The 15,975-nt window shown below is 47.1% G+C and carries 19 protein-coding genes; 7 read left to right on the top strand and 12 right to left on the bottom strand.

Annotation, left to right across the window (positions count from 1 at the left end):
• Positions 1-87: 87 nt before the first annotated feature.
• The 6 genes from AB4124_RS22565 to AB4124_RS22540 all read right to left on the bottom strand — a co-directional run bounded on the left by AB4124_RS22565 (position 88) and on the right by AB4124_RS22540 (position 6,305).
• Positions 88-1,308, bottom strand: a complete 1,221-nt coding sequence (locus AB4124_RS22565) for an MFS transporter (protein ID WP_441974248.1) — start codon at positions 1,306-1,308, stop codon at positions 88-90.
• Positions 1,309-1,630: 322 nt separating this feature from the next.
• Positions 1,631-1,789: a hypothetical protein gene (locus AB4124_RS22560; RefSeq protein WP_441974247.1), complete on the bottom strand. Its 159-nt coding sequence runs from the start codon at positions 1,787-1,789 to the stop codon at positions 1,631-1,633.
• Between the two features lie 170 nt (positions 1,790-1,959).
• A complete protein-coding gene (locus AB4124_RS22555; protein ID WP_215160031.1) occupies positions 1,960-2,790 on the bottom strand; it encodes an ABC transporter permease in 831 nt (276 codons plus the stop codon).
• 5 nt (positions 2,791-2,795) lie between these two features.
• On the bottom strand, positions 2,796-3,569 hold the full coding sequence (locus tag AB4124_RS22550) for an ABC transporter ATP-binding protein (protein WP_339293054.1): 774 nt from the start codon (positions 3,567-3,569) through the stop codon (positions 2,796-2,798).
• A gap of 41 nt (positions 3,570-3,610) precedes the next feature.
• Entirely contained in the window at positions 3,611-4,615 is a 1,005-nt protein-coding gene (locus AB4124_RS22545; protein ID WP_441974246.1) for an ABC transporter substrate-binding protein, read from the bottom strand.
• Between the two features lie 172 nt (positions 4,616-4,787).
• A complete protein-coding gene (locus AB4124_RS22540; RefSeq protein WP_441974245.1) occupies positions 4,788-6,305 on the bottom strand; it encodes a carboxypeptidase M32 in 1,518 nt (505 codons plus the stop codon).
• Between the two features lie 129 nt (positions 6,306-6,434).
• Between AB4124_RS22540 and AB4124_RS22535 the strand changes: the two genes are divergently transcribed.
• The 5 genes from AB4124_RS22535 to AB4124_RS22515 all read left to right on the top strand — a co-directional run bounded on the left by AB4124_RS22535 (position 6,435) and on the right by AB4124_RS22515 (position 8,942).
• On the top strand, positions 6,435-6,764 hold the full coding sequence (locus AB4124_RS22535; protein WP_441974244.1) for an iron-sulfur cluster biosynthesis family protein: 330 nt from the start codon (positions 6,435-6,437) through the stop codon (positions 6,762-6,764).
• 40 nt (positions 6,765-6,804) lie between these two features.
• Positions 6,805-7,374 (top strand): beta-class carbonic anhydrase, encoded by a 570-nt coding sequence (locus tag AB4124_RS22530; protein WP_076321116.1) that lies wholly within the window; start codon positions 6,805-6,807, stop codon positions 7,372-7,374.
• A 204-nt stretch (positions 7,375-7,578) separates the two neighbouring features.
• Positions 7,579-8,157 carry a PadR family transcriptional regulator gene (locus AB4124_RS22525; protein ID WP_098743203.1) on the top strand — a complete coding sequence of 193 codons (579 nt, stop codon included), beginning with the start codon at positions 7,579-7,581 and terminating at the stop codon, positions 8,155-8,157.
• Between the two features lie 56 nt (positions 8,158-8,213).
• Positions 8,214-8,660: a hypothetical protein gene (locus tag AB4124_RS22520; protein WP_076321114.1), complete on the top strand. Its 447-nt coding sequence runs from the start codon at positions 8,214-8,216 to the stop codon at positions 8,658-8,660.
• Between the two features lie 3 nt (positions 8,661-8,663).
• On the top strand, positions 8,664-8,942 hold the full coding sequence (locus tag AB4124_RS22515) for a YxcD family protein (RefSeq protein ID WP_076321113.1): 279 nt from the start codon (positions 8,664-8,666) through the stop codon (positions 8,940-8,942).
• Positions 8,943-9,134: 192 nt separating this feature from the next.
• Here AB4124_RS22515 and AB4124_RS22510 read toward each other — a convergent pair whose 3' ends face one another.
• The 4 genes from AB4124_RS22510 to AB4124_RS22495 are packed head-to-tail and all read right to left on the bottom strand — an operon-like array spanning position 9,135 to position 11,427.
• The gene (locus AB4124_RS22510; RefSeq protein ID WP_441974243.1) at positions 9,135-9,587 is read right to left on the bottom strand and encodes an immunity 63 family protein; all 453 of its coding nucleotides are present in this window, start codon (positions 9,585-9,587) and stop codon (positions 9,135-9,137) included.
• 49 nt (positions 9,588-9,636) lie between these two features.
• Positions 9,637-10,938 (bottom strand): hypothetical protein, encoded by a 1,302-nt coding sequence (locus tag AB4124_RS22505; RefSeq protein WP_441974242.1) that lies wholly within the window; start codon positions 10,936-10,938, stop codon positions 9,637-9,639.
• Positions 10,935-11,171, bottom strand: coding sequence for a bacteriocin immunity protein (locus tag AB4124_RS22500; RefSeq protein ID WP_430184850.1), 237 nt, complete (start codon positions 11,169-11,171; stop codon positions 10,935-10,937). Before AB4124_RS22500 ends, AB4124_RS22505 begins: the two co-directional genes overlap by 4 nt.
• A complete protein-coding gene (locus tag AB4124_RS22495) occupies positions 11,140-11,427 on the bottom strand; it encodes a hypothetical protein (RefSeq protein ID WP_430130187.1) in 288 nt (95 codons plus the stop codon). Before AB4124_RS22495 ends, AB4124_RS22500 begins: the two co-directional genes overlap by 32 nt.
• 109 nt (positions 11,428-11,536) lie before the next feature.
• Between AB4124_RS22495 and AB4124_RS22490 the strand changes: the two genes are divergently transcribed.
• Entirely contained in the window at positions 11,537-11,764 is a 228-nt protein-coding gene (locus AB4124_RS22490) for a helix-turn-helix domain-containing protein (RefSeq protein ID WP_076321108.1), read from the top strand.
• Positions 11,765-11,971: 207 nt separating this feature from the next.
• On the opposite strand, the gene AB4124_RS22485 is transcribed toward AB4124_RS22490, so the two are convergent.
• Together AB4124_RS22485 and AB4124_RS22480 are read right to left on the bottom strand one after the other, a co-directional pair.
• Complete coding sequence (locus AB4124_RS22485) at positions 11,972-13,114, bottom strand: DUF4179 domain-containing protein (RefSeq protein ID WP_441974241.1); 1,143 nt, start codon at positions 13,112-13,114, stop codon at positions 11,972-11,974.
• Positions 13,101-13,640 carry an RNA polymerase sigma factor gene (locus AB4124_RS22480; RefSeq protein ID WP_441974240.1) on the bottom strand — a complete coding sequence of 180 codons (540 nt, stop codon included), beginning with the start codon at positions 13,638-13,640 and terminating at the stop codon, positions 13,101-13,103. The genes AB4124_RS22485 and AB4124_RS22480 overlap by 14 nt, the downstream gene beginning before the upstream one ends.
• Before the next feature lie 480 nt (positions 13,641-14,120).
• Here AB4124_RS22480 and AB4124_RS22475 point away from each other — a divergent pair, with 480 nt between their 5' ends.
• Complete coding sequence (locus tag AB4124_RS22475) at positions 14,121-15,959, top strand: UbiD family decarboxylase (protein WP_441974239.1); 1,839 nt, start codon at positions 14,121-14,123, stop codon at positions 15,957-15,959.
• Positions 15,960-15,975: the final 16 nt, after the last annotated feature.

Raw genomic sequence — 15,975 nt, 5'->3', positions numbered from 1 at the left:
GGGTTTATTATAGTACATATGCATACCATGCCGGGTGCACATAAAAAAGAACGAATCCCTATGGTGTGGAATTCGTTCTTTCATGCTTTAATTTATTTTAACTTCAACGGGTTGCAAAACCTCACTTGGCCCTTTTTTTAGAGTCAACATGAAGATAAGGGAAATACAATATAAGGCGGCTAAGTAGATCATGACGACCGTCATATCATAACTTTGAAGAATATAGCCGACAAAGATTGGCGAAAACCCTCCAATGGCTCTACCGAAGTTAAAAATCGTATTTGTCGCCGTACTTCGAATTTGCACAGGATAGAAGCTGCTAATTAAAGCTCCATACCCAGCAAACATGCCATTCGAGAAGAAACCGACAATCGCGCCACCGATTAAAATGGCAACACTTCCAGCAGCATAGGAGTATAAAAACACAGCACATGCAGAGGCAAGCAAGAAGATGCCAAAAGCACGCTTTGCACCAAATCGGTCCATAAACAGGCCGAACGCAAGCATCCCAATAATCATGCCAACCGCTGTACTAATGGTCCAAAGAGCAGAACTTGAAACGGATAAACCTTGAGATTTCTGCAGCATGGATGGCAGCCAAATCATCAAACCATTGTAGCCGGCAATTTGCACCGTTGCCATAATAATCAATGAAATTGTTGTCAGCGATGTTCTAGGCGTTTCAAATAGTTGAGCCAGCTTGCCTTTTTCATGTTGTTTGTTGGTTTCTTTATTTTTTTGGGCAGCCAGCCACTCTGGAGATTCTTCAAGGTTCTTTCGCACAATAACGGCGAAAATGACAGGTGCCACTCCAACAAAGAATAAAGCTCTCCATCCCAAGAACGGAAGAATGACAGCACTTAGCAACGCTGCTAAAATAACTCCGTACTGTGCACCTACACTCACATACGAGGAAGCTCTTCCTTGTTTGTTTTTCGGCCAAGCCTCAGCAACGAGAGCCATACCAATTCCATATTCGCCCCCTGCGCCAAGACCTGCGATAAATCTGAAAATATATACTTGTTCAATATTCGCTGCTAATCCCGTTAAAGCCGTTCCAATTGCAAACAACAAGACGGTATTCGCAAACACCTTTACCCGCCCAAACTTATCAGCTAAAATCCCAAAAATAATACCGCCTAGCAGCATGCCGATATTCGTTATGGAAGAAATCAGTCCACCCGTTGCGAAGTCAATGTTAAATTCTGAAATAATCATTGTCATCGCAAAGGAAACAAACATAATGTCCATTCCTTCCAATGTTAAACCAGCTACTGAAGCTACTACTGTCTTCTTACGATAATCCATTCTAGCGTTCCTCCAAATTCTTGATGATAAAACTCTCTTTTAGCGTGTTTGAGGGAATGGATTACACAAGACTTTTCCATTCTCTTTTGAAGCCTCACAGGACTCCCTTTAAAAGAGGTACTTAAGCAAAATAAAAAGCCCTTCTTGCACAGAGGGCAAAAGGGCATGCGAAGACATAGATACTATTAGCCTAAAAATATCACGTAGCCCTTTTCAGCCTCTCTGGACTGTATTAAAGGAAAATTTATTTCGTGATACATACTAGCAAAATAGTGCAGATCATGTCAACCTCCAAACTTTCCAATTGTACACAATAACTCTCTTAAACAGTATCCCCAACCAAGACCATTAACGCCGCTTTTTTGCATTTCCCTTTCTCATGGTGGGCAAGATAAAGGAGTGCTTCCACATGACTCAATCGTGTAATAGCGTCTTCTCTCTTCTTCCCTTTTTCCGGCAACGTCGCCAACACCTCTTCCAACGATAAGCGCCTCCTTCTGTATCGCTCTCAACTCAACAAAATTACCATGATTCCCCATTAAAACAAAGAACCCTTCCGCTAGTCGGAAGGGTTCTCTACTCTATTAAAATCACGATCTTTACCTGTGAGAAATTCTGCAAGATTCTCAGCTTGTTGAATACCCAGTTCAGTTAGCCTCGCATCAGGATCCTTTCTATATATACCACCATTTGATACATAGCTGTAGCTACAACGGCGATAATGAGCAGACTCGACAACACAAGCGTAAAATTGAATACCTGAAAGCCGTACATAATCAAGTAACCGAGACCCGATTTGGCGACCAGGAATTCCCCAACGATGACGCCAACCCACGCCATGCCCACGTTGACCTTAAGCGTTGACACGATTGTCGGATAGGAAGCCGGCAAAATAACTCGCTGAAACACCTGGCGCTTGGTTCCGCCAAAGGTCCGGACGACCTTGATCAGATTGGAATCCACCTCATGAAAACTGTTGTAAACGACAAGCGTGGTCACGATGACCGTGATGGATAACGTAGTGACGACGATAGCGGTAAAACCCGCGCCAAACATCACGATAAATATAGGACCCAGCGCCACTTTCGGCATACTGTTGAACACAACCATGTAGGGATCCAGAACCTTGTTAAGAAACGGTGACCACCAGATGAATACGGCCAGCAGCGTGCCTACCAGCGTGCCGAGCAGGAATCCGACAACCGTCTCTCCTACCGTAACCCCCAAGTGCCCCCATAACTCGCCGCTAATCATATTCCCCCATATGTTGGCAAAAATTTTGGTCGGATAGCTGAAGAGCAGCACGTCTATCCATTTGAATCTGCCTGCCGCTTCCCACCAGATAAAGAATAGCAGCAGCAAGCTAAGCTGGACGGTCAGCACGCGTGTGCGCATGCTTTTCTTTCGCTTCATATGCTGAACATAAATATCCTGGAGCCAGCCCTTCGAAGAAGAAGCAGAAGGCTCATCCCTTGTTGTCATAAGCTTCACTCCTTCCCGATCGTTTGCATTTCGCCCCAGATCTCATGAAACAATTCGTTGAACCCTGGCTCCTTACGAGCATAAAAAGGCTGCACCCGGCGTATGTTCTCGGGAATATTGAACATGCGGTGAACCCTCCCCGGGTTGCGGTTCAGGAGAATGACACGATCACTCATCGCAATCGCTTCAGACAAATCATGGGTGACCAGAATGGCGGTTTTCCCCCGCTCCTTCAAGGTCTCCACGATCAGATCCTCAAGCTGCAGCTTCGTCTGATAATCCAGTGCGGAGAAAGGTTCATCCAGCAGCAGCAGGCCCGGGTCTGTCGCCAAGGTCCTTACGAGTGCAACCCGTTGTCTCATTCCGCCTGACAGCTGGGCGGGATAGAGATTACCGCTGTCCGCAAGACCCATCTCCTTGAGCAAACTCTGTACCACGCCTCGGCTTTCCGGATTCAACCGCTCCGTCAGTTCCAAGCCGATCAAGGCGTTATCCATAATGGTGCGCCAAGGAAATAAATAGTCCTGCTGCAGCATGTACCCAACTTCCGGCGACGGTCCGTTTACCGGTTTGCCGTTCACGTAGGCGGCTCCTTTGGATGGCTGCAGCAAGCCGGCAATGACAGACAAGATGGTGGTCTTGCCGCAGCCGCTAGGCCCAACCAGGCTGATGAACTCCCCCGGTTCCACCTTCAATTGAATTCCTTCCACAGCCAGAGAGGCTTCCCGATCCGTGACATATGCGTGAGCGATATCGTTCAATTCAACTACCGGTACCATTGGTGCTCTCTCCTTTCGTTCTATGGATTAGGAGTACTTCATTATTTAGCTTGTTTCGCTTTCTCGGCAAAGCTGTTGTTGACAATTGTGGCAGGCGCAACCCGTTCTTTCAGTTCCCCGGCTTGCTCCATCACGTCCAGCAGATTGTTCCATTCCGCCTCGTCCACGATCGGATCGGCTGCATAGCTGCCTTGCTCCTTGTAGCGTTTAACGGAGGACACCACGATGTCGCGGTCGCTATCCTTGAAATAAGGCATGATCGCATCCGCGATGTCTTCCGGGCTGCTTGCATCCACCCATTGCTGTGCCTTGTAAAGGGCATTCGTAAACTTCTGCACCGTTGCGTCGTGTTTGTCGATATAGCTCTGCTTTGTCATGAATACGGTATATGGCAAACGTCCGCTTTCTACGCCAAAGGACGCGACCACCTTGCCCCGGCCTTCTGTTTCAAATATGGATGCCTGCGGCTCAAAGAGCTGAACAAATTCACCTGTACCGGAAGCATAGGCAGAGGCGATATTCGCAAAATCGATATTTTGAATCAGCTCCAGATCCGCGTGCGGATCGATTCCTTTTTTATTCAAGGTAAACTCGCCTGCCATCTGCGGCATTCCGCCTTTACGCTGACCGAGGAATACTTTACCCTTCAGGTTGTTCCAGTCAAAAGCACCCGATCCGTCTCTTGCCATCAGAAATGTCCCGTCCGTCTGCGTCACCTGTCCGAAGTTAATGACCGGATCTTCAGAGCCCTGTTGATACACATAAATCGAAGTTTCCGAGCCGACAAGTGCCACATCGATGGCTCCCGACAACAGGGCCGTCATCGTTTTGTCTCCGCCAGGGGTCGTCTGCAGCTCCACATCAAGCCCCTCTTCCTTAAAAAATCCCTTTTCCAATGCGACATACTGCGGCGCATAGAAGATCGAGCGCGTCACTTCGCCAATCTTGACCTTCGTAGCCGATCCGCCGCCACCGCACCCGGCAAGCGCCACTCCGCAAACAAGCAGCATGGTTAACGCCAGCCCCCACCATTTTTGACGCTTCATCGTAACCCTCCATTCCCCATTAACCCAACGTTTCTTTTCAGCATATGCGAGCGCCTGCCCAAAGGTTAAACGCCTGATAGAGTATGCTGGCGGATGTTGAATGGCATTATGGATAGTCCTACCTACAAAAAAACGCAGCCACTTGGGCTGCGTTTGTCGTTTAAAGTGATAATTAAAGTTTGTAAATCTCTTTATACTTCTCTTCGAGATAATCGGCCAGATAGTCCGGATTCAGTTCTTCTCCGGTGACGCGTACGATAATCTCGGACGGCTTCTCGCTCTTTCCGTACTTGTAAACCTTGTCTGTCAGCCATTCCTTTATCGGAGCCAGATTCCCCTCCTCGATGAGCTGATCGAGGTTCGGCAGTTCTTTGCGCATCGTATGAAGCATCTGAGCCGCATACATGTTGCCGAGGGAATACGAAGCAAAATATCCGAAATCCCCTCCGGACCAGTGAACGTCTTGCAGAACGCCCATTCCGTCGTTCGGCGGCATAATGCCGAGGTATTCCTTATACTTCGCGTTCCAGGTCTCCGGAAGATCCTTCACCGCCAACCCTTCGTTAAAGAGCATTTTCTCAATCTCATAACGAATGATGATGTGCAGGTTATAAGTAAGCTCATCCGCCTCAATTCGAATCAGAGAGTTCTCTACCTTGTTCGCAGCCAAATAGAAATCCTCGATGCCCACGTCCTGCAATTGTTCAGGGAAATGCTGCTGCAGATCCGCGAAATAACGGCGCCAGAATGGACGGCTGCGACCAATCATATTTTCCCACAGACGCGATTGAGATTCATGGATGCCCATCGAGGTACCACCGGAGAGCGGCGTACCTGCAAGCTCCTTATCGATATTTTGCTCGTAAAGGGCATGCCCTCCCTCATGCAAAGAGCTGAATACCGCACTTAACACATCATCCGGAAGATACATGGTCGTGATGCGTACGTCACCTGGGTTCAGGCCTGTCGCAAACGGGTGCACACTCTCGTCCAAACGTCCCGCTTCAAAGTCGTAGCCCATTTGCTCCAGCAGGAACAAGCTGAATTTCTCCTGCTGTTCTTTCGGGAACAGCTGTTTCAAGAAGTCCGTTTTCGGCTTGAAGGGCGATTCCTGAATCGCGTGAACTAGCGGTACCAGACGTGCTTTCAGGCGCTCGAAGATGGCATCCACCTTTTCCACTGTTAAATCCGGCTCGTACATGTCAAGGAGTGTGTCGTATCTGGTATTTTTCACGCCCCAATATTCAATAAACTCTTGCTTGAACGCAACAATCTTCGTTAAGTAAGGTTCGAAGCCTTCAAAATCGCTGTTCTTCTTCGCTTCCTCCCACTTCGTTTCCGATTGGGCGGCGAGAATGGAATACTCCTGGAAGCGTTCAGGCGGGATGGATTTGCTCTGATCGTACACCTTGCGGGCTTCCGCAATCATGCGGCGTTTACGATCATCCAGCTGTTCTGCCTGTTTCGGCTCTGTAAAAAATGATAACAGCTGTCCCATCTCTTCCGATATTTGCAGCTTAAATGCCTCTGTGGATAGAACCCCGATCGTTTCCGAACGGATTTCGGTTCCCTTGCGTGGAGCACCCGTCCGTAAATCCCAGTGAAGTAGGCCAATAGCTTCGTAATAGCTCATGATTTTGCGAACCAATCGATCAAATTGTTCCCATTGTGGTAAATGTTGTACTGCCATTCCGGCACACCTTCTTTTTTTTATAATAGGATTCTTCTATACTCTATTGATGATACTTTTTACAAGGTATATAATCAACTTCCAGAAAGAATAAATAACAATATACATATAAAGGAGTGTCAGGATGCCGTGAAAATTCAACTCACCCCGCAAGCAGAGCTGAAGCTGAAGGAGAAACTTGGGGACAAACCGGGCGCAATCAGGCTGATCTATGACACGGAGGGGTGCGGATGTGCCGTCAACGGCTTCCCAGGCCTGCGTATTGTAGATGAGCCGACGATAGAAGATATCGCTATCGAGACAGGCAGCCCGGTGCCGTTTATCATGAACCGCAAGCAGGTCGTTTTTTTCGAAGAGAAGATGAGGCTCGACGCCGATCCAGCCACCTACTCCTTTCGCCTGGACAGCAGCGGACAGAACTACGGTACCAATATTCAAGTATTAGATGCCAGAGCATAAGAACAACAAATAAACAATAGATACAAAGGAGAGAAAATCGATGGAAAAACACCTTAACAGCATTCTGGAACACAATCGCAGCTTTGTAGAGAATAAAGAGTACGAATCCTACCTGACAGGGCGTTTTCCTGAGAAGAAACTCGTCATTATCACTTGTATGGATACACGATTGGTTGAACTGCTCCCTAAAGCGATGAATTTCAAGAATGGCGATGTCAAAATCATTAAAAACGCCGGCGCGATCATTTCACAGCCCTTTGGAAGTGTGATGCGAAGCGTCATGGTTGCACTGTACGAGCTGCACGCCGAAGAAGTCATCGTAGTGGGTCACTACGAATGCGGCATGGCTTCCTTGAACGCCGATGAGATGATCCAGCATATGAGAGACCGCGGCATATCCGATGAAGTGTTATCCACGCTGGAAAACTCCGGCATCCGGTTATCCAGATGGCTTCGCGGTTTTGATAACATTACGGACGGCGTAAAAAATACGGTGAGCCTGATCAAAAACCACCCTCTTCTTCCTCCAAACGTACCCGTTCATGGTATGGTTATCGACCCTAACACCGGCGCGCTGGATCTGGTCGTAGAAGGTTACGAGAACGAATAAATCAATCAAAGTCAAATGGAAGCACAAGCGCTTACGCGTTTGTGCTTTTTTAGTCACAATTTTGCCAAAAGCAGAAAGAAAGCCCACTCCCCCGGTTGTCAAACCATACAGTTTCAGTGTACACTTTTTAACAACCGGACCGATAGGCGAATGACCATCCTCGCTTTAGCGTCCACGATATGCGTTTCAAAGGGAGTTATGTCCATGAATACGTTGTCATACGGCTTGTTAGGATTACTAGCAAGAAAAGAATCATCAGGATATGATTTGATGCTTCGAATACAGCCCTTTTGGCAAGCCAAACACAGTCAAATCTATCCCTTGCTGTCCAGCATGGAGGAGAAGCAGCTATTGTCCTCGCACTGGGTCCAGCAAAGTGATAAACCGGACAAGAAAATCTATGCGATTACAGAAAAAGGCATGCAGAAGCTGCGTGAATGGATGTACCAACCTATCGCGCCTGCAGTCACCAAGGATGAGCTTTCTCTTCGGACCTTTTGCCTGTGGCTGACGGAGATCGGCATCGCCGTCGATATTTTCGAGGACCGCAGAATTGGGTATTTGGAGAAAAAACGTTATTATGAGCAGATTTTAGAGGGAATTCCGGAGGATACCCGCGAGATTGGAAGCAAGGCTTTCAGCAATTATGTACTCGCTACCAAAGGGTTGATGATGGCTGAAACCGAGCTGAAATGGTGTGATTGGGTACTGGAATTACTGAGACAGCAGCAGCACACAACAGCCTCAAAACATGGTCGTACAAATTTTGAAACCTTATCGTGACTCGTCCGTATTACTCTTTATTACTCTAAATTTACTGGGAGGTTCGACAGAACACGATGAAAAAAGTATTGACTATTCTTGTAGCGATTACACTGTTCTTTGTAGCACTGACACCTGATTCCGCAGATGCCCGCAGAGGCGGCGGAGGTTTCAAATCCGGGACCAAGACATACAACAGCACTCCGAAAAAGAATAATAACAATAATGTTCAACAATCGAACAACCGTTCCAATACGACAGGGGCGGCCGGCAGCACGGCAAAACGCGGATTCTTCAGCGGCGGCAGCTTGATGAAAGGACTTATGATCGGTGGTCTGGCTGGTTTGCTCTTCGGCAGCATGTTCGGGGGTATGGGCTTTATGGGCGAAATCATGGGACTGCTCATTAACCTGATCGCAATTTGGGCTTTGATTATGATCGTTATGGCTGTTGTACGCTCCGTGAAGAATCGTCGTAAACAAAACGAACCTCGCGATAACAACAATAACAACAATCGGTACTAATCCATGATTTTGAGCATGGACGAAATCGTCAATGCAGTCTGCCTTCATCAGGCGGAGCGCAGAGGCGTCAAACCAACGGATGTATCGCTTGAGCTTAGCTGGGATGAAGATACCGGATATACAGGTGAAGTATGGGTCAGCGGTAGGAATCAATATTTGATTGAGGCTAACCTCATCGAAGCCATTCTCCGCTACCTGTACTCCGAGTACAATATCCGCGCTTACAGCGAACAAGTACGACTTGAGCTGGAAGACGAAATTATCGCCATCGTTCAGCAATAACGTTATGAATTGATAAAGCAGCCGCTTCGCTACTATGCGAAGCGGCTGCTCTTTGATTATAAACAATAGGATCAGTTCGTACAGCGCGCAAAGGTTCCGTCCAAGAAAAGCGCTTCAACCATATCGGCGCACCTCTCCTATATACGAGCAATACGGTCATCATTAGCTTCATACAGTGCCCGTGCCTGCGTGCTATCCCGAATTCGGCGTCTCCAGCTCTTTCCGTTTGCCCGCCTTATGCCATTCCTCATACTGTCCACCGATCTGAAGGAAGGATTCATGGATCATGTCCGTCATTTCTTGGATTTCGTCCTTGGTATATTTCAAATGGGTGTTTACATTATCCACCTTGTATTTTTGCAGAAGCTTAATATGGGCAATCGTATGAATGGTATCCTCCAGGATCCAGAAGATCACTTCATCGGTATCCTTGGTCCTCTTGCTGAGCATCTGCACGCCTCTTTCATACATAGCGAGCTCATAGTCCTGCTCTCCAACCCGAACAACCGGACTCAAATCACCTATATAACCTTCTTCAAAAGGTAGAGTGGCCACTCTCTCGTATTCAGAATCATACATGGAAGTCTTATGAAGCAGATGAAGAATTCGATCAATCATTTCTTGTTTTGTAAGCATAATGGACATCTCTTCCCCCTTTAGGAGTCGCGTAAATGACGCAGGATTGTTTACGGTTTTACCAAGACAAGGGCTCTGAGTTCTTCCAGAATATCCAGCGGTTGGTTTCACAAATCGGGGCTGTGCCAATACTGTACTCATCCCGGACGCCGCTTGCCAGGTTAATCCGGTGCAGCATACCGCCATAGGTGCCGACCAGCAGGAAATTCTCATCCGGCGTCGCGATCAGCCCTGAAATTGTACTTCCTACAAAGTAACGCCATATTTCTTTACCCTCATAATTGATATAACGGAGGTATCCATAGGCATCGCCAAGAATGCCTCCCTCCTTCAGCGCTACGCCGGCGTACACGCGCATTTCTTCATTTATCGGCAGTCCTTCTGCAAAGGCTCCCGTTTCTACAGCATACAACGGTACGGATATCGTATCCCCGTTGTAAAAATGGCAAGCATTAAACCATACGGAACGACCATCCTGCGTAAACAGGCTATAATGCGGATAACTGGAATGCGGCTCTATTCTGTACAACTGCTTCCCATCCAGGTCCATCAGCAGATGCTCGCTGGACTGGCTGCCATATGCCAGCCACCTGCCATCCCTCGAGACAGCGCCGTGCGCCATGGCGATTCTCGTGTCCTCAAGCTCATCTTCCCGAAGTTCAGCAGCGTCCGGATGCATTAATTGGACGATGGAGTCTCCCAGCAGGTAAATGCCATACTCGCCAACGAGCAGAACCTGCCGCCCATCGTTGAACGGAATGATTTCATCGAGAATATCATAAGGTCTCTCTTCATCAGCCAGTGATTCAAGATCTTTGAGATCGGCCTTCAGGCGGCTGCAAATATCCTGCCATGTAAACTTCGCAACCAATTGCCCGTTCAAGGAAGTATCCGGCAAAAATATCGTCCGCACCCCATTCTCATCGGCTACTGCCAAGTACTGTCCATCAGCGGAACTTCCTGCACAGCCGATTCCCGTTAACTCGGTTATGCCATCATTACCTACGACATAGGCGAACCGTCGCTCCCATGAAGCTCCAGTTTGCAGCAGCACGTGACCATCTTCCCATGCATATACGGGCTTCACCGCCTGTGTCTCCTCCTTGAACTCTCCTGTCAATGGCCAGGACGCGGGCGGCAGCTCTTCGCGAAGAAGAGCCGTTTCACCGGCTTCATTGGCGGAAGCGATCATCTTAACCACTTCTTGGGCCATGGCCTGGCGCCGATCCTCTTCGATCGCAGGCGGTTCCTCCTCCCAATGGGTCTCCATCCCCATGCGTACATATTCATTAACGTCGGCGGCATAACGTTTGCCTTCCGCGCGCCACTCTTCCGCTGTTTTCCGGTCCAACCAACTCATTCGCGGTCCCCCCTGTATGTATTTATGTATATCGGTTTGTAATGGAAAGCTTCTTCAACGATTTCCTCTGGCGTCAGATCTTTTTCCGGCCAAAAAATCAAATTGCTGATGTCGGGGTGGGGAACATTCCGCTGCAGCAATTCGATCCATTCCCCCACCTCTTCCTCGCTGCCTTCTCCATTATACAGTCTTGTCACCAGATCAACGATTTGCGCTTTCGTTAATTCGTTCATGTACGGCTCCTTTCTTGTCATCGATCCAGCGCCGAATAAATTCCTTCTCAGACTTATTCAACCGCTTAAACGATTTTTCAAAAAAATACAGATACTTGGAATGAAATTGTTTTAGCTTCTCTATTTCGCCAACAGAGATAGCTTCCTTAATTGCATACGTTAGTTTCCCATAACTATCTACGATAATTTCTGAACTTAGAATAACATCAATCATTAACTTCCCTTCGGGCTCAGCTGCCTTCGTTTTTTTCTCCATCTAAGATTTCTTTACTCCTCAACCATTTTTTCATAAATTTTATGCGAAAAACGCATAAATATCAATATGCAATTTTCGCATAAACTAAACTTTTCATGGGTGATATATGATGTATAAACGAATTCGAGGACTACGCGAAGACAGAGATCTGACACAACAGCAGATGGCGAATTATTTGCACATTTCTCAAACCACATACTCTAGATACGAAAGTGGAAATTTGGATGTACCTAGCTCAGTATTGATCAAACTAGCGGATTTTCATGACGTAAGCATTGATTACATACTTGGCCAGACTGACATTGCAAAGCGTAATCACAGCAAGAAAGAAAAGTAACACCAAGATCATGGGTGGGGGCTATTTCTCATTATAAACATATCGACGCTGTTCGTGGTGCGACTTTGCTTATTCCAACAAAGATGAGCATCATATCGAATGCTCGGATTATCCCCCCCGTTGCAGGGGAATTTCAAGTGTAGTTAGAAACAGAAAAAGCCGCGTCTAGTAGACCGGCCTTTCTTTCGTTTTGCATTTATTCAAATGCTAATAATTGTTCAATTTTTTGCCTACAGCTTTGGTTTCAATAGGCACGGTTATTTCTAATTCCTTAATATATTCCTTCTTAAACCCGTTTTTTGTGTTGCTGATATAAGGCTTTATGGTTATTGCCTTCGGGATGTGTGTAAACGGCTCATACATTGATTTTGAATAGATGCCGTATTTCTCCGGGTCCTTGGAGCTGCCTCTGGCACCGATTGGTTTCATGGAAACACCTTGATCATCCACCAGTTCATATTCCATATTCAGAAAACCTGTAGTCAAATATTTTTCAGGAACAAGATTTAGGTCAGCCTTTACATTGATAACTACTTCAGTCGTAATGGGAGTAAGTCCAATTTTTTCGATCGTTAACTTCAGATTGTCATGTGTTTTGGATAAACCCGGGTCCTCGACATAAAAGGTATTCGATGTGTTCTTAACGACAGGCACGTTGAAATTGAAAGGTTCTTTGATTCCTTTAATTATCAATGTTACAGACAAATGGAACGTATCGGGGAATGGGGCGTTTTCCTCGGCGTAACTCAATTCATCCGTAAAGATCAGTACAGAATCTTTTTCTCCCGTAGCGCTCATTCCAGCGGGTAGAGGCTCTCCTTGATATTCCATGTAATAATGTTCAATCCCCCGAGATGAATAAAAATGACCCTCAGGCCTTATGGGTTCATACAAAGGCTCTTCGAAGTTCTTGCTCGATTCACGGGTGGCCACCATTGCTACCCGTACTCCGTCATATATGACATTCGTAATTTTCATGGTAACGCCATCATGCGTATCCTTGATGTCGACCGGCGTAACGAACCCCTGACTTTCAGCAGTCTGCAAGCCGGCATCCTGATTTTGAAATATACTGCCGATCAAGGGGATTTGCCGGAGAGATTGGGCAAGGGCTGGTGAAATGAGTCCGGACGCGATGATGGACGAACCCAGAACGGCAACTGTCAGAACGGAAAACAAAGCGATTTTAACTCCCCGGCCTCTTTCTCTCCTTATATAGCGGCGTCTTGCAGGCATCTCCATATCGACGATGGTATGGTACGTCTCGTCGATCCGGTTTCGAACCATTTCGGGCATTTGACTTTGTTCCTTCCGTTTCAAGGTATCCATTTCGACTTCAAAACGCTCCATAATTTAACTTCCTTTCCCGAGATTGATCTAACGATGCAAGAAGGATATTGCGAGCCCGATACAGGCGATTTTTTACGGCGTTTACCGATATGTCGAGGATGTGGGCGACATCCTTAATGGGAATATCCTGTAGATAGTGCAGTACGACGACAATTCGAAGGGATTCATCCAGCTGATCAATTGCTTCGCGCAAATCGATTTTTTCATACTCTTTGACATCGGAAGATAGGACATGAATGTCTGCCATCGTTTGGGTACGAGCTCTCTGTCGTAATATCTCGTTGCATTGGTTGATCAGTATGCGACATATCCACGTTTTGAAATAAGCAGGTTTTTTCAAGCCATATATGGCTTTGTAGGCTTTCAGCATCGTTTCCTGAATCGCATCCGCACAATCCTCGTCTTGTCTGAGCATTGAGCGGGCAATGGAATAGAGGGTTGATTCTACTCCTTGCAAGAGTCGAATAAACGCTTCACGGTCACCCGCTTGGGCCGATACGACCTCTTGCTCCATTTCTGATAACAATTGAACCTCGCCTCTTTCTTCTATGATTTTTTCAGTTTGCTTATATTTATTAGATCGCGAATCTAGACCAAAGGTTAGATTCTAATTACACGGGTTTTCATGTTGCGAAGGGATTGCAGGAATACATGACATTACAGTAGTAAATTAAGTAAATGTGGCCCTTTTTAATATAATTTAAATTTTGTTAGCACTGGGGCCGCCTATGGATGTGACCTTATCACGGAAGGAACTGAGCTGCTATACAACAGAGAACGCGACAAGAACAATGATTGTTAGCTGGTTCAAACAAAATAAATAAAGAGCTCGATTGAAATGATGAGATCGCCTTGTCGTTTGCTTCACACTCTGGGACAGGGTAATTTTTTATGATATGTCCATTCGTCCCGTCTATATTAGGTATCATTGACCTGTGCTGTGAGATTGTCGATAATAGTAGATAGTAGAATAAATTCACTATCTTCAAGGGATTGGAGCTATGTAATGAAATATCATAATCTGGAAGAATGCATCATAGATCTGGAGAAACATGGCCATTTGGTTCGTATACATGAAGAGGTTGATCCACATTTGGAAATGGCAGCCATACATATGAAGGTCTATGCCGCAGGCGGCCCGGCGCTGTTATTTGAAAATGTTAAAGGTTCAAGGTTCCGCGCGGTCTCCAACCTGTTCGGTACGATCGAGCGTAGCAAATTCATTTTTCGGGAAACCTTCGAATCCACACAAGACGTGATCGCGCTGCGCAACGATCCGATGAAGGCGCTCAAAAATCCGTTCAAATATATCGGGACGGGATTAGCAGCTAAAACCGCGTTACCTATCAAAAAAACGGGGGCATTGCCACCCGGATTTCAGGAAATCCAAATTTCCGATATGCCGTTAATTAAGCACTGGAAGGATGATGGCGGTGCTTTTGTCACGCTGCCTCAAGTCTATTCGGAAGATCCGGAGAAGCCGGGCGTCATGAATTCCAATCTGGGCATGTATCGGGTGCAGCTCACAGGCAACGAATATGAAATAAACAAGGAAGTTGGCATCCATTACCAGATCCACCGGGGCATCGGCATCCATCAAGCGAAGGCCAATAAATTGGGGCAACCACTTAAAGTAAGCTGTTTCATCGGGGGCCCCCCTGCGCATACGATTTCAGCGGTTATGCCGCTGCCGGAAGGCATGAGCGAGCTAACCTTTGCCGGCTTGCTGTCCGGACGCCATTTCCGGTACAGCTATGTTGACGGCTACTGCATTAGCCACGATGCGGATTTCGTCATTACAGGGGAAATCTATCCAGGTGAAACCAAGCCGGAAGGTCCTTTTGGTGATCATCTGGGCTATTACAGCCTTGTCCATCCGTTTCCCGTCATGCGAGTGCACAAGGTCTATGCCAAACAACAGGCGATCTATCCATTTACGGTCGTTGGAAGACCTCCACAGGAAGATACGTCATTCGGCGAACTGATTCATGAGCTGACTGGCGGGGCCATCCGGCAAGAAATCCCGGGTGTCAAAGAGGTTCATGCGGTGGACGCTGCTGGGGTACACCCCTTGCTCTTTGCCATCGGCAGCGAACGCTATACCCCTTATCAACAAGTGAAACAGCCGGCTGAGCTTCTCACGATTGCCAATCGGATATTGGGCACGGGCCAATTGAGTTTAGCCAAGTATCTGTTCATAGCGGCCGAGGAGAACCAAACCTTAGACACGCATCAGATCGAGGATTTCTTGGCCTATATATTGGAACGAATCGATCTGCACCGGGATATCCATTTTCAGACCAATACTACGATCGATACACTCGATTATTCCGGGACCGGGCTTAACACCGGGAGCAAGGTCGTATTCGCGGCGGTCGGGGATAAAAAAAGGGATTTGTGCCAAGAGGTGCCTGAAGCCTTGACGGATCTGCCCGGATACTCGCCAGCCAAATGGATCATGCCCGGCATTGTCGCGATCCAGGGAGCCCCTTTTACGAGTTATGCCGAAGTACGGCAGGAAATGGAGCGTCTAAACGAGACAATCCGTGCGAGAGGTTCCCTCTCCTCCTGTCCAATGATCATTCTGTGCGATGACAGTGAATTCATGAGTGCGACAGTAAGTAATTTCCTGTGGGCAACCTTTACGCGCAGCAATCCTTCCCATGACATTCACGGCTTGAACAGCCGCTATGAGCATAAGCATTGGGGCTGTGATACGGTCATTATCGATGCCCGTACAAAACCGCATCAGGCTCCGCCATTAATACCGGATGAAGAGGTTGAACGCAGCATCAAGCGTTTATTTGCGGACGGAGGCAGTTTAAGTCGGATTCAGTTACGTTAAACCCAAACGAGCTTTT

It is taken from the genome of Paenibacillus sp. 2KB_20, from assembly GCF_052115765.1.
GTDB lineage: Bacteria > Bacillota > Bacilli > Paenibacillales > Paenibacillaceae > Paenibacillus_AQ.
The sequence above is the reverse complement of the archived record's forward strand: the minus strand, read 5'-3'. Positions and strand labels throughout refer to the sequence as shown.